At 69.8% G+C, this 21,238-nt stretch carries 15 protein-coding genes; 14 read left to right on the top strand and 1 reads right to left on the bottom strand.

Going from position 1 to position 21,238, the window contains the following annotated elements:
- The first annotated feature begins 66 nt into the window (after positions 1 to 66).
- The 4 genes from EV699_RS03790 to EV699_RS03775 all read left to right on the top strand — a co-directional run bounded on the left by EV699_RS03790 (position 67) and on the right by EV699_RS03775 (position 5,444).
- A complete protein-coding gene (locus EV699_RS03790; protein ID WP_341540213.1) occupies positions 67 to 675 on the top strand; it encodes a nucleotidyltransferase domain-containing protein in 609 nt (202 codons plus the stop codon).
- Positions 623 to 1,072 carry a DNA-binding protein gene (locus tag EV699_RS03785; protein WP_132539124.1) on the top strand — a complete coding sequence of 150 codons (450 nt, stop codon included), beginning with the start codon at positions 623 to 625 and terminating at the stop codon, positions 1,070 to 1,072. The genes EV699_RS03790 and EV699_RS03785 overlap by 53 nt, the downstream gene beginning before the upstream one ends.
- A complete protein-coding gene (locus tag EV699_RS03780; RefSeq protein WP_132539122.1) occupies positions 1,069 to 4,179 on the top strand; it encodes a type I restriction endonuclease subunit R in 3,111 nt (1,036 codons plus the stop codon). Before EV699_RS03785 ends, EV699_RS03780 begins: the two co-directional genes overlap by 4 nt.
- Before the next feature lie 239 nt (positions 4,180 to 4,418).
- Positions 4,419 to 5,444, top strand: a complete 1,026-nt coding sequence (locus EV699_RS03775) for a CDP-6-deoxy-delta-3,4-glucoseen reductase (protein WP_132539120.1) — start codon at positions 4,419 to 4,421, stop codon at positions 5,442 to 5,444.
- Between the two features lie 9 nt (positions 5,445 to 5,453).
- Here EV699_RS03775 and EV699_RS03770 read toward each other — a convergent pair whose 3' ends face one another.
- Complete coding sequence (locus EV699_RS03770; RefSeq protein ID WP_132539118.1) at positions 5,454 to 6,323, bottom strand: pirin family protein; 870 nt, start codon at positions 6,321 to 6,323, stop codon at positions 5,454 to 5,456.
- Between the two features lie 514 nt (positions 6,324 to 6,837).
- Here EV699_RS03770 and EV699_RS03765 point away from each other — a divergent pair.
- The 10 genes from EV699_RS03765 (at position 6,838) to EV699_RS03720 (ending at position 21,205) form a co-directional block, all read left to right on the top strand.
- Positions 6,838 to 8,016: an efflux RND transporter periplasmic adaptor subunit gene (locus EV699_RS03765; RefSeq protein ID WP_165904018.1), complete on the top strand. Its 1,179-nt coding sequence runs from the start codon at positions 6,838 to 6,840 to the stop codon at positions 8,014 to 8,016.
- Positions 8,017 to 8,029: 13 nt separating this feature from the next.
- Entirely contained in the window at positions 8,030 to 11,182 is a 3,153-nt protein-coding gene (locus tag EV699_RS03760) for an efflux RND transporter permease subunit (protein ID WP_132539114.1), read from the top strand.
- Complete coding sequence (locus tag EV699_RS03755) at positions 11,175 to 12,635, top strand: efflux transporter outer membrane subunit (RefSeq protein WP_132539112.1); 1,461 nt, start codon at positions 11,175 to 11,177, stop codon at positions 12,633 to 12,635. The genes EV699_RS03760 and EV699_RS03755 overlap by 8 nt, the downstream gene beginning before the upstream one ends.
- Positions 12,636 to 13,000: 365 nt before the next feature.
- A complete protein-coding gene (arcD, locus tag EV699_RS03750; protein WP_243662554.1) occupies positions 13,001 to 14,362 on the top strand; it encodes an arginine-ornithine antiporter in 1,362 nt (453 codons plus the stop codon).
- An 82-nt stretch (positions 14,363 to 14,444) separates the two neighbouring features.
- Positions 14,445 to 15,692 (top strand): arginine deiminase, encoded by a 1,248-nt coding sequence (arcA, locus tag EV699_RS03745; protein ID WP_132539108.1) that lies wholly within the window; start codon positions 14,445 to 14,447, stop codon positions 15,690 to 15,692.
- A 61-nt stretch (positions 15,693 to 15,753) separates the two neighbouring features.
- Positions 15,754 to 16,761 carry an ornithine carbamoyltransferase gene (locus EV699_RS03740; protein ID WP_132539106.1) on the top strand — a complete coding sequence of 336 codons (1,008 nt, stop codon included), beginning with the start codon at positions 15,754 to 15,756 and terminating at the stop codon, positions 16,759 to 16,761.
- 81 nt (positions 16,762 to 16,842) lie between these two features.
- The gene (gene arcC / locus EV699_RS03735) at positions 16,843 to 17,778 is read left to right on the top strand and encodes a carbamate kinase (protein ID WP_132539104.1); all 936 of its coding nucleotides are present in this window, start codon (positions 16,843 to 16,845) and stop codon (positions 17,776 to 17,778) included.
- Between the two features lie 44 nt (positions 17,779 to 17,822).
- Positions 17,823 to 19,169 carry an amino acid permease gene (locus EV699_RS03730; protein WP_132539102.1) on the top strand — a complete coding sequence of 449 codons (1,347 nt, stop codon included), beginning with the start codon at positions 17,823 to 17,825 and terminating at the stop codon, positions 19,167 to 19,169.
- Between the two features lie 39 nt (positions 19,170 to 19,208).
- Positions 19,209 to 20,525: a DUF2254 domain-containing protein gene (locus EV699_RS03725; RefSeq protein ID WP_132539100.1), complete on the top strand. Its 1,317-nt coding sequence runs from the start codon at positions 19,209 to 19,211 to the stop codon at positions 20,523 to 20,525.
- Positions 20,522 to 21,205: a hypothetical protein gene (locus EV699_RS03720; protein WP_341540212.1), complete on the top strand. Its 684-nt coding sequence runs from the start codon at positions 20,522 to 20,524 to the stop codon at positions 21,203 to 21,205. Before EV699_RS03725 ends, EV699_RS03720 begins: the two co-directional genes overlap by 4 nt.
- Positions 21,206 to 21,238: the final 33 nt, after the last annotated feature.

Genomic DNA, 21,238 nt, shown 5'->3' with positions numbered 1-21,238 from the left:
GCCGTGTTTGTCTTTTGTTGCCTTTTTGGCAACAATCGTCGCCCAATGAGCAACGATATCGCCCTGATGGACCTGCTGTTCCCGGCCACCCGCCAGCGGGCGCTGGCCGTGCTGTTGTTGCAGCCCGAGGCGGACTTTCATCTGCGCGAGCTGGCGCGGCTCACCGGCAGCCATGCGGGCACGCTGGCGCGGGAGCTGGACAAGCTCACGCAAACGGGCCTGCTGCTGCGCAGCGAACAGGGCAACCAGGTGCGTTACCAGGCGAACACGCGCCACCCGCTGTTCGGCGACCTGGCGGCGCTGTTCCGCAAGACGCATGGCGTGGTGCCCGCGCTGCGCGAGGCGCTGGCGCCGCTGGATGCGCAGATCCGGCTGGCGCTGGTGTTCGGCTCGGTGGCGCGCGGCACGCCCTCGCCGGGCAGCGACGTGGACCTGCTGGTGCTGGGCAGCGTGGGCTTCGTCGAATTGGTACAGGCCCTGTACCCGTTGCACGCCGCGCTGGGCCGCGAAGTGAACGCGGTGCTCTACACCCCCGAGGAGTTTGCCGGGCGCGTGCGCAGCGGCGACGCGTTCGCGCGCGATGTGCTGGCCAAGCCCCAACTGTTCGTGAAGGGAGATGCGCATGAGCTTGCAGAACTTGCAGGCGATCGGGCGGCTGCAGCCCCACACGCCTGATGCGGCTGGCATTGCCAAGCTGCTGCAGGCGGCGCGGCGCAACCTGGCCGATGCGCACATCGCGCAGGTCAGCGCCGACAACCGCTTCGATGCGGCCTACAAGTGCATCATGCAGTGCGCCATGCTGGGCTTGTGGGCCAACGGCTACCGTACCTCGACCAGCCAGCCGGGCCATCACCAGACGGCCATCCAGAGCCTGGGCCTGACGATGAGCGTGGCGCAGCGGGACATCATCGTGCTCGATGCGTTGCGCCGGCAGCGCAACGTGAGCGACTACGAGGGCGACCCGGTTTCCACGGCCACGCTGGATGCGTGCATCGATCAGGCCGCACGCCTGTTGGCGCATGCGGAGCAATGGCTGCAGGCCCACCGCCCCGACCTGCTGACTCCGCCATGAACCTGCACCAGGAACACCACTTCGAAGCCGAAATCTGCGCCCACCTGGCCGCCCACGGCTGGCTCCACGCCGAGGGCGACGCGGCGCGGTTCGATCGCGCGAGCGGCCTGTTCCTGCCCGACCTGCTGGCCTGGGTGGAGGCCACGCAGCCGGAGGGCTTCCGGCGCCTGGGCAAGACCCACGGCGCGGCCTTGCCGCAGGTGCTGGCCGAGCGCGTGCGCAAGAGCCTCGATGCGCGCGGCACGCTCGACGTGCTGCGCCGGGGCGTGGAGATGCTGGGCCTGCGCGAGCCGCTGCTGCTGGCGCAGTTCAAGCCGGCGCTCGCCATCAACCCAGCCATCCAGGCGCACTACGCCGCCAACCGGCTGCGCGTGGTGCGGCAGCTCCGCCATTCGCCCAACGCCCCGCAGGCCGCGCTGGACCTGGTGCTGTTCCTCAACGGCATCGCGGTCGCCACCGCCGAGCTGAAGTCGGACTTCACGCAGAGCGTGCACGACGCGGTGAACCAGTACCGCTTCGATCGCCATCCGCAGCCCCGGGGCGGCGTCGTGGAGCCGTTGCTCGGCTTTCCGGGCGGGGCGCCGGTGCACTTCGCGGTGAGCCAGGCGGAGGTGATGACGACGACGCGGCTGGCCGGCCCGGCGACGGTGTTCCTGCCCTTCAACCGCGGCAACGCGGGCGGCGCGGGCAACGCGCCGAACCCGGACGGCTTCGCCACCGCCTACCTGTGGGAGGAGGTGTGGGCGCGCGAGAGCTGGCTCGACATCCTGCACCGCTACCTCACGGCCAGGCGCGACGAGCGCAAGCAGCTCACGAGCGTCATCTTTCCGCGCTACCACCAGCTCGACGCGACGCGCCGGCTGGTGGCCGAGGTGCTGGCGAACGGCCCCGGCGGGCGCTACCTGATCCAGCACTCCGCGGGTTCGGGCAAGACCAACTCGATCGCCTGGGCGGCGCATTTCCTGGCCGACCTGCACGATGCCCGGCACGACAAGCTGTTCGACAGCGTGCTGGTGGTGAGCGACCGCAACGTGCTCGACGCGCAGTTGCGGGAGGCCATCTTCGACTTCGAGCGCACCACCGGGGTGGTGGCGAGCATCACGGGCGAAGCCGGCAGCAAGAGCGCGCAGCTCTCGCAGGCGCTGAAGGACGGCAAGAAGATCATCGTCTGCACCATCCAGACCTTCCCGTTCGCCCTGCAGGCGGTGCAGGAGCTGGCGGCGACCGAGGGCAAGCGCTTCGCGGTGATCGCCGACGAGGCACACAGCTCGCAGACCGGCGAGGCGGCGGCCAAGCTCAAGCAACTGCTCTCCGCGCAGGAATGGGCCGAGCTGCAGGACGGCGGCGAGGTCGATACCGAATGGCTGCTGGCGGCGCAGATGGAGGCCCGCGCCGGCGGGGGGGCGGGGCTGACCTACGTCGCCTTCACCGCCACGCCCAAGGCCAAGACCCTGGAGCTGTTCGGCCGCCCCGGCGCGGACGGGCTGCCGCAGCCCTTCCACGTGTATTCGATGCGCCAGGCCATCGAGGAGGGCTTCATCCTCGACGTGCTGCGGCACTACACGAGCTACAAGCTGGCGTTCAAGCTGGCGCACGAGGGGCGCGAGTACGACGAGCAGCAGGTCGAACGCAGCGCGGCGATGAAGGGCATCATGCAGTGGGTCCGGCTGCACCCGTACAACATCGCGCAGAAGGTGCAGATCGTCGTCGAGCACTACCGCGAGAACGTGCAGCCGCTGCTGGCCGGCCGTGCCAAGGCGATGGTGGTGGTGGGCAGCCGCAAGGAAGCCGTGCGCTGGCAGAAGGCCATCCGTGCCTATATCGCCCGGCAGAGCTACCCGCTCGGCGTGCTGGTGGCGTTTTCGGGCGAGGTGCATGACCCCGAGAGCTATCCCCAGGCGGTGACCGAGGCCAGCCGCGACCTGAATCCGGACCTGAAGGGCCGCGACATCCGCGAGGCCTTCGCGGAGGCCCGGTTCCACCTGCTGCTGGTGGCCAACAAGTTCCAGACCGGCTTCGACCAGGCGCTGCTGTGCGGGATGTACGTGGACAAGCGCCTGGGCGGCATCCAGGCGGTGCAGACGCTGTCACGCCTGAACCGCGCCCATCCGGGCAAGGACACGACCTACATCCTGGATTTCGTCAACGAACCGGCCGACATCCTCAAGGCCTTCAGGACCTACTACGACACGGCGGAGCTGGAGGCCGCGACCGATCCGCACCGCATCTACGACCTGCGCGCCAAGCTCGATGCGACGGGCTGCTACGACGACTTCGAGGTCGACCGGGTGGCCCGGGTCGGCCTGGACCCGCAGGGCACGCAGAAAGCCCTGGAGGCGGCCATCGCGCCGGTCGCCGACCGGCTGCTGAGGCGCTACAAAGCGGCGCAGGCGGAGCACGCCGCTGCCGCCGGGCAGGGCAACGACGGGGCGGCCAGGGCCGCCAGGGACGTGCTCGACGCGCTGCTGCTGTTCAAGAACGACATGGGCGCGTTCGTGCGCCTGTATGCGTTTCTCGGCCAGATCTTCGACTACGGCAACAGCGCCATCGAGAAGCGCTTCCTCTTCTACAAGTGGCTGATCCCGCTGCTGGAATTCGGCCGCGAGCGCGACGTCGTGGACCTCGGCAAGGTGCTGCTGACGCACCATGCGCTGAAGAACCGCGGCAGGCAGCCGATGGGGCTGAACCAGGACGGCCGCTGGAAGCTGCCGCCGCTGGACGCGGTGGGCAGCGGCGCGGTGCAGGAGAAGCAGCAGGTCTACCTGGTCGAGATCATCGAAAAGGTGAACGGCCTGTTCGAAGGCGACCTGAGCGACGATGACCAACTCGTCTACGTGAACGGCGTGCTGAAGGGCAAGCTGCTGGAGAACGAGATGCTGGTGCGGCAGGCCGCCAGCAACAGCAAGGAGCAGTTCGCCAACTCGCCGGACCTGAAGGACGCGCTGCTGCACGCCATCATGGATGCGCTCGACGCACACACGACGATGAGCACGCAGGCGCTGGGGTCGGAGCGGGTCCGCGACGGCCTGCGCGACATCCTGCTCGGCCCGGCGCAACTGTACGAAGCGCTGCGCGCCCGCTCGGGCGCGGGCGCCGCGGCGCCGTAGCCGTCGCTCCCCGCCTGTGCCGAACCGCCCTGAAGGGGCGTCGGCGCGCCCGAAGCGGGCCGGGCCACCGGTCGAATACGGCGCAGATCCGATGCTGGCCAGCACCCGGAGCTTGCTGCCGGCACGTCGGGCGCGCGCCGAAGCCGCCACCCTGCCGGTCGTGGCTGCTGCGGCGCACGATGAGTCGGGCCGGCTTCTGCGGCAGAATGCACGCCCCCGGTGCAACCCGCAGGACGACGATGAGCTTCAAGGTGACGGTGCGGCCGAGCGGCCAGACGTTCGAGGTCGGCCCGGACGAGAGCATTCTCGAGGCCGCGCTGCGCAGCGGCGAGGTCATCCCCTACAGCTGCCGCAACGGCAGTTGTACCTCGTGCGCCGGGCAGGTCGTCGAGGGCCGCGTCGCCTACCCGCGCGGCGTGCTGCCGCCGGGGCTGAGCGCGCGCGAGGCCGAGGCCGGGCGCGCGCTGCTGTGCCAGGCGCGCGCGTGCAGCGACCTGGTGCTGGACGTGAGCAGCGAGCGCGCGCCCGGCGAACCCGTGGTCAAGACGCTGCCGGCGCGCGTGGTCGCGCTGCACCGGCTGGCGCCCGACGTGATGCGCCTGTACCTGAAGCTGCCGGCGACCGAGGACTTCGTCTGGCGCGCCGGGCAGTACATCGACATCCTGCTGCGCGACGGCCGCCGGCGGGCGTTTTCGATCGCCAACCGGCCGGGTGCCGACGAGTTCCTCGAACTGCACGTGCGCCTGGTGCCCGGCGGGGAGTTCACCACGCAGGTGTTCGAGCAGATGCGCGAGCGCGCGATCCTGCGCCTGCAGGGGCCGTTCGGGCGCTTCTTCCTGCGCGAGGCGTCGCCGCGGCCGTGGCTGCTGATGGCCGGCGGCACCGGCTTCGCGCCGCTCAAGGCGATGCTCGAACAGGCGCTGCAGGGCGGGCTGAACCGCGCGGTGCACCTGTACTGGGGCGCGCGCGACCGCGCCGGGCTGTACCTGAACGAGCTCGTCGAGGGCTGGGCGGATACCGTGCCGGGGCTGCGCTACACGCCGGTGCTGTCCGAGGCCGATGCCGGGTGGCGCGGACGTACCGGCCTGGTACACGCGGCGCTGCTCGCCGACCACCCGCAGCTCGCCGGCTACGACGTCTACATGAGCGGGCCGCCGCCGATGATCGAGGCGGCGCGGGCGGGTTTCACCGCCCACGGGCTGCCCGCCGAGCAGTTGTTCTTCGATTCCTTCGACTTCGCGAGCGACGTCCGCGCGGCGCCGTGAGCGGCGCGCTCAGGCCTCCGGCAGCGGGATGAACTCGGTCTCGCCGGGCACCGTGGCGAAGCGGCCTTCGGCCCAGTCGCGCTTGGCCTGCTCGATGCGCTCGCGGCGGCTCGACACGAAGTTCCACCAGATCGTGCGCGGCGGCCCGTCGAGCGGGGCGCCACCGAGCAGCATCACCCGCGCCGGCGCGGCGCTGCGCAGCAGCGGCGCACCGCCGGCCGCGAGCACCGCGAGCTGGCCGGTGTGCAGGGGTTCGCCGTCGAGCTCGATGTCGCCCTCGGCCACGTACACCGCGCGTTCGGCGTGCTCCTCGGGCAGCGGCAGTGCCGCCCCGGCGGCGAGGCGGGCGTCGAGGTAGAAGGTCGGCGCACGCACCGCCGCCGGCGCGCGTTCGCCGTAGGCACTGCCGGCGATCAGCGTGAGCGCGGCGCCGCCGAGCGTGAAGCACGGCAGCGCCGACGCCGGGTGGTGATCGAAGGCCGGTTCCATCTCCTCGTCGGCCTGCGGCAGCGCGACCCAGGCCTGGATGCCGTGCAGCCGGCCGCCGGCGGCGCGCACCTCGGGCGCACTGCGCTCCGAGTGCACGATGCCGCGCCCGGCGGTCATCCAGTTGAGCTCGCCGGGGCGGATCGGCTGCACGTAGCCGAGGCTGTCGCGGTGCAGGATCTCGCCCTCGAACAGGTAGGTGACGGTGGCAAGCCCGATGTGCGGGTGCGGGCGCACGCTGATGCCGGCGCCGGGGGCGAAATCCACCGGCCCGAGGTGGTCGAGGAACACGAACGGCCCGACCTGGCGCCGGGTGCGGTGCGGCAGCAGGCGCCGCACGGTGAAGCCGCCGAGATCCTGCTCGCGCGGTTCGATGAGTCGTTCGATCGCCATCCCGATCCCCTTTGCGTCACGCCCCAGTGGCCGTTCCGACTGTAGGCGATAGCAGGCTCGGCGCGCAAAATGCCGCAGTGCGGCATGCAATGATCACGATGCGCAGTTGCAGCATCAGAAGCATGAAATCGCTGGAACGCCAGCCGGCATTCGCCACAAATTATTTTGATCGTGCGAAAAAATCTCACGTGAAGCAAATAGTTGGGGTATTGACGCAGCGCAGCAGCGCGCCCATATTGCAACGCAACATCCATGTTATGTGGGTGTTGCTCCTCCTTCCTCCTTGGTGGTTTGGGCCGGGATCCCCTCCCGGCCTCTTTTTTTTGCGCGCGTTCTGTCCGGTGTCAAACAATGCGCCTGCACACACGACACGGTTTCAGGATAACCTTCGGCCCGTCGCGAATAGCCGGCCGTTTCCGGTGATGGTGGTGCCGCGTCTCACTCCACCACGACGGGCGCCTGCGATTTTTGCGCCGTTTCGCGAGCCCCGATACCGTTTTTCATGAGGACCTCCATGCATCTGCCGCTCGGATTTGCCGATGTCAGTCCGTTTGCCTGCCGCCGTGTCCTGGCGGGCGCGTTCGTCGCCGTGCTGGGGTGGGCGGCACTGCCTGCCGGCGCCCAGGAGGCCCGCCCGCCCGCACCGGTGAGCTACGTCGAGGTGGTGCCGCGCAACACGCCGAAGCAGTTCGAGTACACCGGCAAGACCGAGAGCTCGCGCCAGGTCGAAGTCCGGGCGCGCGTCGAGGGCTACCTCGACAAGATCGCCTACATCGAGGGTTCGGTGGTCAGGACCGGCGACCTGATGTTCCAGATCGACCCGCGCCCGTTCCAGGCCGCCCTCGACAACGCCAAGGGTGCGCTCGCGCAGGCCCAGGCCAAGCTCACCAACGCCACCGCCACGCTGAAGCGCGTGCGCCCGCTGGCGAAGGAGAACGCACTGTCGCAGAAGGACCTCGACGACGCGGTGGCCGCCGAGCTCGAAGCCAAGGCCGCGGTGGTGTCGGCCCAGGCCGGCGTGCGCAACGCCGAGCTGAATCTCGAATACACCACGATCCGCTCGCCGCTGAACGGCCTGTCGGGGCGCTCGACGCAGCGCGAGGGCTCGCTGGTGCAGCCGGCGTCCTCGCAGCCGCTGACCACGCTGGTGCAGCTCGACCCGATGTGGGTCAACTTCGGCATCGGCGAGAACGACGTGCTGCGCTACCGCACCGGCATCGCCGCCGGCACGCTGCGCACGCCCGGCGAGGACAAGGTCGAGATCGAGCTGGTGCTCGCCAACGGCCAGGCCTACCCGCTGAAGGGGCGCATCAACTACGTCGATCCGGTGGTCGACGCGCAGACCGGCACGCTGAACCTCCGCGCCGAGGTGCCCAATCCGCAGGGCGTGCTGAGTCCGGGGCAGTTCGTGCGCGTGCGCATCCAGGGCATCGAACTCGTCAACGCGGTGCTGGTGCCGCAGCGCGCGGTGCTGCAGGGGCCGCAGGGCAAGTTCGTCTACGTGATCGTCGACGGCGACAAGGCCGAGGCGCGTCCGGTCGAGGTCGGCGAGTTCTACGGCGATCAGTGGATCGTGCCGAAGGGCCTGAAGGCGGGTGACAAGGTCGTCGTCGATGGCGCGATCAAGCTCGCGCCCGGTGCGCCGGTGAAGGTCCTCGGACCGGCCACCGAAACGCCGGCCGCCCCCAAGTAAGCGGAGCGCCACCATGATCTCGCGCTTTTTCATCGACCGGCCGGTGTTCGCGGCCGTGATCTCGATCGTGCTGACGCTGGCCGGCCTGGCGGCGATGCGCGTGCTGCCGATCGCCCAGTTCCCGGACATCACGCCGCCGCTGCTGCAGATCTCGACCTCGTACCTCGGCGCCACCGCCGACACCGTCGCCGGCACCGTGGCGGCGCCGATCGAGGCGCAGGTCAACGGCGTCGACGACCAGATCTACATGCAGTCGGCCGCGTCGCCTAACGGCGACCTGACGATCAACGTGTACTTCAACATCGGCGTCAACGTCGACAACCGGCTGACCGACCTGACCAACCGCGTCAACCTGGCCAGCCCGCAGCTGCCCTCGGACGTGCGCCAGAACGGCGTGACGATCAAGAAATCCTCGTCGAACATCCTCATGGTGCTGGCGATCCAGTCGGACGGCTCGCGCAGCTTCGACGAGGTCGCCAACTACGCCAACATCAACGTCCTCGACGAGATCAAGCGCATCCCCGGCGCCAACCAGTCGTCGCTGTACGGCCTCACCGACTACGCGATGCGCATCAACCTGCGCCCCGACCGCATGGCCGAACTCGGCATCACCGTCGACGACGTCAAGACCGCGATCCAGCAGCAGAACGCGCAGTTCGCCGCCGGCAAGATCGGCCAGCCGCCGACCAGCGCGCCGGTCAGCATGACCATCCCGGTGACCGCGCAGGGCCGCCTGACCGAGCCCGAGCAGTTCGCCAACATCATCCTGCGCTCCAACCCCGACGGCTCCAGCATCCGCATCAGCGACATCGGCGGCGCCGAGCTCGGCATCCGTTCCTACGACGTCGACGGGCGCGTCGACGGCAAGTCGGCGACGCTGATCATCGTCTACCAGCAGCCGGGCGCCAACGCGCTGACCGTCGCCGACGCCATCAAGGCCAAGATGGCGGAGCTGTCCGGGCGCTTCCCCTCCGGTGTCAGCTACACCATCCCCTACGACACGACGACCTTCGTCAAGCTGTCGATCGAGGAGGTGGTCCACACCTTCTTCGAGGCGCTGGCGCTGGTCGTCGTCGTGGTGTTCGTGTTCCTGCAGAACTGGCGCGCGACGCTGATCCCGGTGATCGCGGTGCCGGTGTCGATCGTCGGCACCTTCGCCGGCATGTACATGCTCGGCTTCAGCATCAACACGCTGACGCTGTTCGGCATGGTGCTGGCGATCGGCATCGTCGTCGACGATGCGATCGTCGTGGTCGAGAACGTCGAGCGCAACATGCACGAGTTCGGGCTGAGCCCGAAGGAGGCCGCCAAGCGCGCGATGGACGAGGTCACCGGGCCGGTGATCGCGATCGTGCTGGTGCTGTGCGCGGTGTTCATCCCGGTCGCCTTCCTCGGCGGCATCACCGGTCAGCTCTACAAGCAGTTCGCGATCACCATCGCGGTGTCGGTGGTGCTGTCGGGCATCGTCGCGCTGACGCTGTCGCCGGCGCTGGCGGCGCTGCTGCTGAAGCCCGCGCACGGCGAGAAGCACGGCTTCTTCCGGTGGTTCGAGGCCGGCTTCAACAAGCTGACCGGCGGCTACGCGGCCGGCGCCGGCTGGCTGATCCGGCGGGCGCTGATCGGCCTGCTGCTGTTCGGCGGGCTCGTGTTCTCGGTCGGCGGGCTGTTCAAGGCCATCCCCACGAGCTTCGTGCCCGAGGAGGACCAGGGTTACCTGGTGGCGGTGGCGATCCTGCCCGACGGCGCCAGCCTCGACCGCGCCAACGCGGTTTCCGACCAGGTCGAGGCGATCCTGCGCAAGCACCCGGAGGTGGCGCACATCCTGACGATGTCCGGCTTCAACACGCTGGACTCGCTGAACAAGCCGAACGCCGCGACCTACTTCATCGTGCTGAAGGACTGGCGCGAGCGCACCACGCCGGAAACCTCGGCCGATGCGATGCGGCTGAAGCTGCTGCGCGATTTCGCGACCATCTCCGACGCCGTGGTGCCAGTGTTCAACCCGCCGTCGATCCCCGGCCTCGGCGGCAACGCCGGCGGCTTCGAGTTCTGGATCCAGAACCGCGGCAGCGGCGATGCGCTGGAGCTGCAGAAGGTGATCAATGAGTTCATCGCCGAGGCGGCGAAGCACCCCGAGCTCGGGCCGCTCAGCTCGACCTTCCGCGCCTCCTCGCAGCAGCTCTACGTCGACCTCGACCGCGACAAGGCGCAGGCGATGAACGTCGACGTCAACAAGGTCTTCGACCTGATGCAGGGCCTGTTCGGCACCGTCTACGTCAACGACTTCAACAAGTTCGGCCGTACCTACCGGGTCCTGCTGCAGGCCCAGCCGGAGTACCGCACGCGGCCCGACGACATCAACCGCGTCTACGTGCGTTCCGACACCGGGCAGATGGTGCCGCTGTCGGCGCTGGTGCAGTTGCGCTACGTGTCGGGGCCCGACGTGGTCAGCCGCTTCAACGTGTTCCCCGCGGCGCGCCTGAACGGTGCCGCCGCCGCCGGCTACTCGTCGGGCCAGGCGATCGCGACGATGGAGGCCGTTGCCGCCAAGGTGCTGCCCGAGGGCTTCGGCTTCGCCTGGGCCGGACAGGCCTTCCAGGAGAAGCAGGCCGGCGCCTCCTCGGCGATCGCCTTCGGCTTCGGCCTGGTGATGGTGTTCCTGATCCTCGCCGCGCAGTACGAGAAATGGAGCCTGCCGTTCAGCGTGATGGTGGCGGTGCCGTTCGGCGTGTTCGGCGCGCTGCTCGCGGTGCTGCTGCGCGGGCTGAGCAACGACGTCTACTTCCAGATCGGCCTGGTGACGCTGATCGCGCTGGCCGCGAAGAACGCGATCCTGATCGTCGAGTTCGCGGTGATGAAGCGCGAGGAGGGCCTGCCAGTGATCGAGGCGGCGCTGGAGGCGGCGAAGCTGCGCTTCCGCCCGATCGTGATGACCTCGCTCGCCTTCATCCTCGGCTGCGTGCCGCTGGCGATCTCGACCGGCGCCGGCGCCGCCAGCCGGCACTCGATCGGCACCGGCGTGATCGGCGGCATGATCGGGGCCACGGTGCTCGCGATCTTCTTCGTGCCATTGGCCTTCCGCCTGTTCGAGGGCATGAGCGAGGGCTTCGGCGGCAAGAAAAAAGCCGCAGCGGCTGCGCTCGCAGAGGAGACCCCCCATGCATAAGCGCAGCGTTTCGTTGCTGGTTTCGGGCGCGCTCGCCGCGCTCGCGTCCGGTTGCATGCTGGTCGGCCCCGATTACGAGCGCCCGCCGGTGCAGGTGCCGTCCGACTGGCGGCTGCCGGCGGGTACCGCGGCCGAGCTGACCAACAGCCCGTGGTGGCAGCAGTTCGGCGATCCGGTGCTGGATCGGCTGATCACGACCGCGCTCGAAAACAACCGCGACCTCAAGCTCGCCGCGGCGCGGGTCGAGCAGTTCCAGGGCCAGCTCACCGCGACCACTGGCGAGCAGTTCCCGCTGCTCGACGCCGCCGGCACCGCCGGCCGCGAACGCCTGTCGGCCGACCAGCGCCTGCCCGGGGAGTCGGCGACCGTCGGCGTGAACGGCCTGGCGGCGGGCGTGTCCTTCGAACTCGACCTGTGGGGCAAGCTGCGCCGCGCCACCGAATCGGCGCGCGCGCAACTGCTGTCGAGCGAGGAGGCCCGCCGCACCGTGGTGCTGACGCTGGTGAGCGGGGTGGCGACCAGCTACATCAGCCTGCGTGACTTCGACGCGCGCCTGGCGATCGCCCGCAATACGCTCACCAGCCGCGCCGAGTCGCTGCGCATCGCGAAGCTGCGCTTCCAGGCCGGCATCACCTCGGAGCTCGACCTGCGCCAGGCGGAGTCCGAGTACGAGTCGACCCAGGCGGTGATCCCGCAGCTCGAACAGGCCATCGCGCAGCAGGAGAACGCCCTGTCGGTGCTGCTCGGCCGCGATCCGGGGCCGATCGAGCGCGGCCGCGCGCTGGGCGACCTGCGCGCGCCGGCGATCCCGGCGGGCCTGCCCTCCGACCTGCTCGAACGCCGCCCCGACATCCGCGACGCCGAGCAGCAGTTGATCGCCGCCAACGCGCAGATCGGCGTGGCGCGCGCGGCGTACTTCCCGACGATCTCGCTGACCGGCCAGGTCGGCACCGCCTCGACCCAGCTCGGCGAGCTGTTCACCGGGCCGGCGCGGGTGTGGCAGTACGCGCTGCCGATCTCGGTGCCGATCTTCACCTTCGGGCGCATCGAGGGCAGCGTGGCAGCCACCGAGGCGGTGCAGCGCCAGGCGCTCGAAAGCTACCGCAAGTCGATCCAGACCGCCTTCCGCGAGGTCGACGACGGCCTGATCGCCGCGCGCAAGACGCGCGAGCAGGGCGAGGCCCAGCGGCGGCAGACCGAGGCGCTGGCGCGCTACCTGAAGCTCGCGCGCCTGCGCTACGACAACGGCTACACCAGCTACCTCGAAGTGGTCGATGCCGAGCGCAACCTGTTCAACGCCCAGTTGTCGCTGGCGCAGACCCGTGGCAGCGAACTGGCCGCGCTGATCGGCCTCTACAAGGCGATGGGCGGTGGCTGGGTCGTCGATGCCACCGCGAGCGCCCCGGCCGCCCAGGGCCTGGCCGGACAGGCACGCCCCGCCAGCGCCGGCTGAACGTCGGATCCCCCTCTGCCGCCACCGGCCGCCCGGCCGGTGGCACCTTTCCCGCCCCTCGCCACTGCCGCGCCACCGATCGCGGCGTGCGCCGGTTTGTTGATGCCGGTCAACCGCCGGTTTTGATTTACCCGCAGCCCTCTCCTATACCGTTCCCGAGTACGGCGCCCGACTCCACCCGAAGGAGGTAGAGGCCGTATGCAGGCCGCACCCCCGATGGCACGGAGCCGGGGCCGGCCGATTGCCAGCGCCGATGGCGCCGACCACCGTGGAGACATGTCGTGGCGAACGGGAACGGGGACGCGGCGGGTCGCGCCGCGGAGGGTTTGGGGCTCGGCGCGCTGACCGCGCTGGTGATCGGCTCGATGATCGGCGGCGGCATCTTCAGCCTGCCGCAGAACGTGGCGGCCTCGTCGGGCGCGGGCGCGGTGCTGATCGGCTGGGTGATCACCGCCGGCGGCATGCTGACGCTCGCCTTCGTGTTCCAGACGCTCGCCAACCGCAAGCCCGACATCGACGGCGGCGTCTACGGCTACGCCCGCGCCGGCTTCGGCGACTTCATGGGCTTCAACACCGCGTGGGGTTACTGGATCAGCGCCTGGCTCGGCAACGTCTCGTACATGGTCGTGCTGTTCTCGGCGTTCGGCTACTTCGTGCCGGCCTTCGGCGAAGGCAACACGCTGCCGGCGGTGCTCTGCGCCTCGGCGCTGCTGTGGGGGCTGCACTTCCTGATCCTGCGCGGCGTCAAGGGGGCGGCGTTCATCAACGCCATCACCACCGTCGCCAAGCTGGTGCCGATCGCGATCTTCGTCGTGCTGGTGACGCTCGCGTTCCGCGTCGAGCAGTTCAAGCTCGACTTCTGGGGCAGCCCGACGCTCGGCTCGGTGCTCGACCAGGTCAAGGGCATGATGCTGGTGACGGTGTGGGTGTTCATCGGCATCGAGGGCGCCGGGGTGTACTCCTCGCGCGCACGCAGCATGCGCGACGTCGGCCGTGCCACCGTGCTCGGCTTCTTCATCACGCTGGCGCTCTTGGTGGCGGTGTCGGTGCTGGCGATGGGCATCCTCGGCCAGGCCGAGCTCGCGCAACTGAAGAACCCGTCGATGGCCGGCGTGCTGGAAAAGGTCGTCGGCCCCTGGGGCGCGGCGCTGATCAACGTCGGCCTGATCATCTCGGTGGGCGGCGCGCTGCTGGCGTGGACGCTGCTCGCGGCCGAGCTGCCCTACCTGGGCGCGAAGGACGGGACCTTCCCGCGCGCGATCGGCGAGGTCAACGCCAACGAGGCGCCGGCCAACGCGCTGTGGCTCACCAACGGGCTGGTGCAGGTGTTCCTGATCATCACGCTGTTCGCGAAGGGCACCTACCTGGCGCTGCTGTCGCTCGCCACCTCGATGATCCTCGTGCCCTACCTGCTGTCGGCCGGCTACGCGCTGCTGATCGCGTGGCGCAGCGAGAGCTATGCCGCCGCCGATGCCGAACGCGGCAAGGATCTGCTGATCGCGGCGATCGCGACGCTCTACGGCATCTGGCTGCTGTACGCGGCGGGGCCGCAGTACCTGCTGCTGAGCGCGCTGCTCTACTTCCCCGGCATCGTCTTCTACGCCAAGGCACGCAGCGAGAGCGGTGCCCGGCTGTTCCAGCCCTTCGAGCTGGGCATCTTCGCGGTGCAGATCGCCGCCGCGTTGTTCGCCGCGTGGGAACTCTACAGCGGCGCCGTCAGCCTCTAGCCCGCCCGCCGGGATGCGGACGGCGGGCGCGAGCCGAATCCAAGCACGCAACGACGTGCGAACCGAGGAAGCAGGAGGAAGCATGGAGACGAACACCTACGGGGTGCATTCCGAGACCGGCCGGCTGCGCAAGGTGATGGTCTGTCGGCCGGGGCTCGCGCACCTGCGCCTGACGCCGTCGAACTGCGACGAGCTGCTCTACGACGACGTGATCTGGGTGCACCAGGCCCGGCGCGACCACTTCGATTTCACCACCAAGATGCAGGAGCGCGGCGTCGAGGTGCTCGAAGTGCACGAACTGCTGGCGAAGACGCTCGAAAACGCCGAGGCGCGTGCCTGGATCCTCGACCGCAAGATCGGCCCGGGGACGGTCGGCCTGGGGCTGGTCGACGAGCTGCGCGCCTGGCTCGAGAGCCTGCCGACCGAGCAGCTCGCCGAGTACCTGATCGGTGGCGTCTCGGCCTCCGACCTGCCCGACGCCTACGGCGGGCAGATGATCAAGCTGTTCCGCGACTACCTGGGGCATTCGTCCTTCCTGCTGCCGCCGCTGCCGAACACGGTGTTCACGCGCGATACCACCTGCTGGATCTACGGCGGGGTGACGCTGAACCCGATGTTCTGGCCGGCGCGGCGCCAGGAAACGCTGCTGACCACGGCGATCTACCGCTTCCACCCGGACTTCGCCGGCGCCGGCTTCAAGGTCTGGTTCGGCGACCCCGACGTCGATCACGGCATGGCCACGCTGGAAGGCGGCGACGTGATGCCGATCGGCAGGGGCGTGGTGCTGATCGGCATGGGCGAGCGCAGCTCGCGCCAGGCCGTCGGCCAGGTGGCGACCGCGCTGTTCGCCGCCGGGGCGGCCGAGCGGGTGATCGTCGCCGGGCTGCCGAAGTCGCGCGCCGCGATGCACCTCGACACCGTGTTCACCTTCTGCGACCGCGACCTGGTGACGATCTTCCCGGAGGTGGTGCACCAGATCGTGGCGTTCTCGCTGCGCCCGGGCAGCGGCCCCGGCGGCGTCGACCTGCGCCGCGAGGACAAGCCCTTCCTCGACGTGGTCGCAGAGGCTCTGGGGCTGAAGGCGCTGCGCGTGGTGCAGACGGGCGGCGATTCCTACGAGCAGGAGCGCGAGCAGTGGGACGACGGCAACAACGTCGTCGCGCTCGAACCGGGCGTGGTGGTCGCCTACGACCGCAACACCTACACCAACACCCGGCTGCGCAAGGCCGGCGTCGAGGTGATCACGATCACCGCCAGCGAGCTCGGCCGCGGGCGCGGCGGCGGGCACTGCATGACCTGCCCGATCGCGCGCGATCCGGTCGACTACTGAGCCCGTCCCGCCGGACGCCTTGCCGGCGGGCACGCCCGCCGCGAATTCCAGGGGAATCGCCATGGCCTTCAATCTGCGCAACCGCAACTTCCTGAAGATGATGGATTTCTCCCCGCGGGAGATCCGTTACCTGATCGACCTCTCGCGCGACCTCAAGCGCGCCAAGTACGCCGGCACCGAGCAGAAGCACCTGCGCGACAAGAACATCGCGCTGATCTTCGAGAAATCCTCGACGCGCACGCGCTGTGCCTTCGAGGTCGCCGCGCACGACCAGGGCGCGCACGTCACCTACATCGACCCGACCGGCTCGCAGCTCGGCCACAAGGAGACCGCCAAGGACACCGTGCGCGTGCTCGGGCGCATGTTCGACGCCATCGAGTACCGCGGCTTCGACCAGGCGATCGTCGAGGAGATGGCCGCCTTCGCCGGCGTGCCGGTCTACAACGGCCTCACCGACGAATGGCACCCGACGCAGATGCTCGCCGACGTGCTGACGATGCTGGAGCACAGCGACAAGCCGCTGCACGACATCGCCTACGCCTACGTCGGCGACGCGCGCTTCAACATGGGCAACTCGCTGCTGGCGATCGGCTGCAAGCTCGGCATGGACGTGCGCATCGGCGCACCGAAGGCGCTGTGGCCGAGCGAGGAGCTGATCGAGCAGTGCCGCGAAGTCGCCGCCGAGACCGGCGCGCGGATGACGCTCACCGAGGACCCGCGCGCGGCGGTGCAGGGCGTGGACTTCATCCACACCGACATCTGGGTGTCGATGGGCGAACCGTTCGAGAAGTGGGGCGAGCGCGTGAGCCAGCTGTTGCCCTACCAGGTCAACCCCGAGCTGATGGCCGCCGCCGGCAACCCGCGCGTGAAGTTCATGCACTGCCTGCCGTCGTTCCACAACGCCGAGACCAAGGTCGGCAAGCAGGTGGCCGAACAGTTCCCCGCGCTCGCCAACGGCATCGAGGTCACCGAGAGCGTGTTCGAGTCGCCGGCGAACATCGCCTTCGAGCAGGCGGAGAACCGCATGCACACGATCAAGGCCGTGCTGGTCGCCACGCTGGCCGACTGAACGCCCCCCGCGCCGCGGCCCGGCACCGGCCGCCCGCCCACGCGGGCCGCCGGTGCCGGGCACCCATCGAGGTAATCCCCCATGCGTGTCGTCGTAGCCTTGGGCGGCAACGCCCTCCTGCGTCGCGGTCAGCCGATGACCGCCAACAACCAGCGCGAGAACGTGCGCATCGCCGCCGAGCAGCTCGCCAAGGTCCACCGCGCCGGCCACCAGTTGCTGATCGCCCACGGCAACGGGCCGCAGGTCGGCCTGCTCGCACTGCAGAACGCGGCCTACGCCAAGGTCGAGGCCTATCCGCTCGACGTGCTCGGTGCCGAGACCGAAGGCATGATCGGTTACATGATCGAGCAGGAGCTGGGCAACCTCGTGCCCTTCGAGGTGCCCTTCGCGACCATCCTGACGATGGTCGAGGTCGATCGCGACGATCCGGCCTTCCAGCATCCGAGCAAGCCGGTCGGCCCGGTCTACACCAGGGCCGAGGCCGAGCGGCTCGCCGCCGAGAAGGGCTGGACCATCGCGCCCGACGGCGAGCATTTCCGCCGCGTGGTGCCGTCGCCGCGGCCCAGGCGCATCTTCGAGCTGCGCCCGATCCAGTGGCTGCTGGAGAAGGGCACCATCGTGATCGCCGCCGGCGGCGGCGGCATCCCCACCGTGTACGACGACGCCGGGCGCATCCTCGGCGGCATGGAGGCGGTGATCGACAAGGATCTGTGCTCCTCGCTGCTCGCCCGCGAGCTCGGCGCCGACCTGCTGGTGATCGCCACCGACGTCGACGCCGTGTACCTCGACTGGGGCCAGCCGACGCAGCGCGCCATCCGCCGCATCCATCCCGACGCCCTCGAGGCCTACCCCTTCGCTGCCGGCTCGATGGGGCCGAAGGTCGAGGCGGCGTGCGAGTTCGCGCGGCTGAGCGGCAGGACGGCGGTGATCGGCGCGCTCGACGGCATCGAGGGGATCATGCGCGGCGAGGCCGGCACCGCGGTCAGCACCGCGGCCACCGAGACCCTGTTCTACTGACGTGCGGCGCGCGGCTCGGCGCGCGCCGCACGAGGAGAGCCCCGATGTCCCTGGGAACGCGCAAGATGGGGCTCGGCATGGCGACCATGCTGGTCGCCGGCAACATGATCGGCACCGGCATCTTCCTGCTGCCGACCACCCTCGCCGCGGTCGGCGGCATCTCGGTGTTCGGCTGGGTGGTGGCGACCGCCGGGGCCTTCGCGCTCGGCGCGGTGTTCGCCAAGCTCGGCCAGCTCGATCCGCAGCCCGGCGGCCCCTACGCCTACGCCCGCGATTTCCTCGGCCCCTACGTCGGCTTCCAGACCAACTACGTGTACTGGTTCGCCAACTGGGTCGGCAACGTGGCGACGGCGGTCGCGGTGGTCGGCTACCTGATCGAGTTCTTCCCCTTCCTCGCCCACCCGGTGGCGCGCATGCTCGCCAACCTGGCGGTGATCTGGGCGCTGACCTTCGCCAACATCCTCGGCCCGCGCGCGGTGGGCTGGCTCGAATCAGCCACCATGGGGCTCGCGCTGGTGCCGATCCTCGGCGTCGCCTTCTTCGGCTGGCTGTGGTTCGACCCGGCGGTGTTCATGGCCGGCTGGAACGTCAGCGGCGAGTCGGACGCGGCCGCGGTGTCGCGCGCCGCCGCGGTCGCGCTGTGGGCCTTCATGGGGGTGGAGAGCGCCTCGGTGTCGGCGGGGGTGATCGAAAACCCGCACCGCAACGTCCCGCTCGCCACGCTGCTCGGCCTGGCGATCGCCGCGGTGGTGTACGTGCTCTGCTCGACGGTGATCATGGGCATCCTGCCCAACGAGGTGCTGCGCAACGCGCACGCGCCCTTCGCCGAGGTCGCCCGCCTCGCGCTCGGCGATGCCGCGGTGTGGGTGATCGCGCTGTGCGCGGTCCTGAAGAGCGTGGGCTCGCTCGGCGGCTGGATCCTGCTCACCGGGCAGACGGCCAAGGCCGCCGCCGACGACGGCATGTTCCCGGCGGTGTTCGCGCGCACCAACGCGCACGGCGTGCCGGCGCCGGGCCTGCTGATCGTGGCGGTGCTGATGAGCGTGGTGGTGGTGGTCACCGCGTCGCCGACCGTCGCCGGACAGTTCGCGCGCGTCATCGACATCGCGGTGATGCTCACCGTCCTGCCCTTCCTGTACGCGTCGATCGCGGTGTGGAAGGTGTGCTACGTCAATGCCGTGCCGCGCGCGGTGCTCTACCGTTACATGGTGATCGGGCTGCTTGCCGCCGGTTACTGCGTGTGGGTGATCATGGGCGCGCACCCCACCGTGGCGCGCAACGGCATGATCGTGATGCTGCTGAGCGTGCCGCTCTACCCGTTCTTCATCCGCTCGATGCGGGAGGCCGCCGAGCGCAAGCGCTTCGAGGCGCTGATGGCGGAGAACCCCTGAGGCGGCGTGCAGGCGGGACGGTGGAGGGGAGGGGGCGAGATGAACCTGAAGGGCAGGCCCCTGCGCTTGCCGCTGTGGCCGCTGCCGCTGGTGTACGTGGGGGTGAGCATCGTCTGCGCCTTCGTGCTGCCGCGCCTGGAGCGCACCTACCTCGCCGACGTCCACCTCGGCATCGCCGTGAGCTCGGCCCAGGCCATGCTCTCGGCGATCGCCTCGGGCATGATCGCGCTGACCGGCTTCGTGTTCGCGCTCGCCTTCGTGATGGTGCAGTTCAGCGCGGTGGCCTATTCCCCGCGCCTGGTGGCGTGGCTGAGCCGCGACCCGACGACCTTCCACTCGCTCGGCATCTTCAACGCCACCTTCGTCTACGCGATCGCCGCGCTGGCCTGGGTCGATCGCGACGGCAGCGGCGAGGTGCCGGCGTTCTCGATGCTGCTGGTGACGGTGCTGCTGCTGCTCAGCATCATCGCCTTCGCCCGGCTGGTGCAGCGGATCAACGACATCCAGATCGCCAACGTGCTGGCCTTCATCGGCCGCGAGGGCCGCGAGACCCTGCGGACGATGTTCCAGCGCCTGGACGCGAGCGGGGCGGCGGCGGCCGATTCCTGGAAGCGGGCCGCCGAGGAGATGAGTCGCCGCCCGGTCACGCAGACGCTGCACTACCCGGACGAGCCCTTCACGGTCGCCCGCTTCGAGATCGGCACGCTGGTCCGGCTGGCGCGGGAGGCCGACGCGGTGATCGTGATCGAGTGCGCGGTCGGCGACACGCTGGTCGAGAACACCGTGCTGATGCGCGTGTACGGCGGCACGCGGCCCCTCGACGAGACGCGCCTGCGGCGTACCCTGCACCTCGCGCGCGAGCGCACCTTCGAGCAGGACCCGAAGTACCCGCTGCGGCTGCTGGTGGACATCGCCATCAAGGCGCTCTCGCCGGCCATCAACGACCCCACCACCGCGGTGCAGGCGCTCGACCAGATCGAGGACCTGCTGCGCCGCCTCGGCCGGCGCGTGCTCGACGCCGGCTGCGTGCACGACGAGCAGGGCGTGCTGCGCCTGGTGTTCCCCACGCCGTCGTGGGAGGACTACCTGACGCTCGCCTTCGACGAGATCCGCCAGTACGGCAGCGGTTCGGTCCAGGTCATGCGCCGGCTGCGCGCGGCGCTGTTCGGTCTCGCCGATGCGCTGACCGAGGCCGAGCGCAAGGCGACGGTGCTGCGCTACATCGAGCACCTGAACCTGGTGGTCGAACACTCGGTGCTCGATGCCGAGGACCAGACCATCGCGCTGCAGCAGGACCCGCAGGGCCTCGGCCTGACGCGCCGCGAGACCGAGCGGCGCGGGCCGCGCGCGGCATGACGATGATGCCCGCGCCAGCGGCCGGCGCACGCCTGCGCGCGCCGCGCACCGCCGCGGTGGCCGGCATCCTGTTCTCGCTGCTGCTGATGGCGAGCTTCTCGCTGCTGCGCCTGGCGATCACGGCCGAGGCGCAGGAGGCGGGGACGTGGCTGAAGACCCGCGCGAACGTCGTCACCCTCGCGCTGAACCTGGTGCCGTTCGCCGGCATCGCCTTCCTGTGGTTCATTGGCGTGCTGCGCGATCGCCTGGGGGAGCGCGAGGACCGCTTCTTCGCCACCGTGTTCCTCGGCAGCGGGCTCCTGTTCCTGGCGATGCTGTTCCTCTCGGCCGCCGTCACCGGCGGGTTGATCGTCGCCAACCTGTCGGCGCCGGCCGGGCTCAGCGGCTCGACCACCTTCAGCTTCGCCCGCGCGATCACCTACGAGGTGATGAACGTCTACGCGATCAAGATGGCGGGGGTGTTCATGATCTCGACCTCGACGCTGGCGCTGCGCACCGGCTTCCTGGCGCGCTGGATCACCTGGCTCGGCTACGCTTTCGCGCTGCTGCTCCTGCTCAGCAACCGGCACATCGAGGGCGTGATGCTGATCTTTCCCGCGTGGGTGCTGCTGATCAGCCTCTACATTCTGATCGACAACCTGCGCGCGCCGCCGCCGGCCCCGCCCGGCGCCGGCGGATGAGCACCCGCCGGCAGCGCGCGCCGGCCACGTCCT

It is taken from the genome of Plasticicumulans lactativorans (assembly GCF_004341245.1).
GTDB classification, from domain to species: domain Bacteria; phylum Pseudomonadota; class Gammaproteobacteria; order Competibacterales; family Competibacteraceae; genus Plasticicumulans_A; species Plasticicumulans_A lactativorans.
This window is presented reverse-complemented; position numbering and strand designations above follow the sequence as displayed.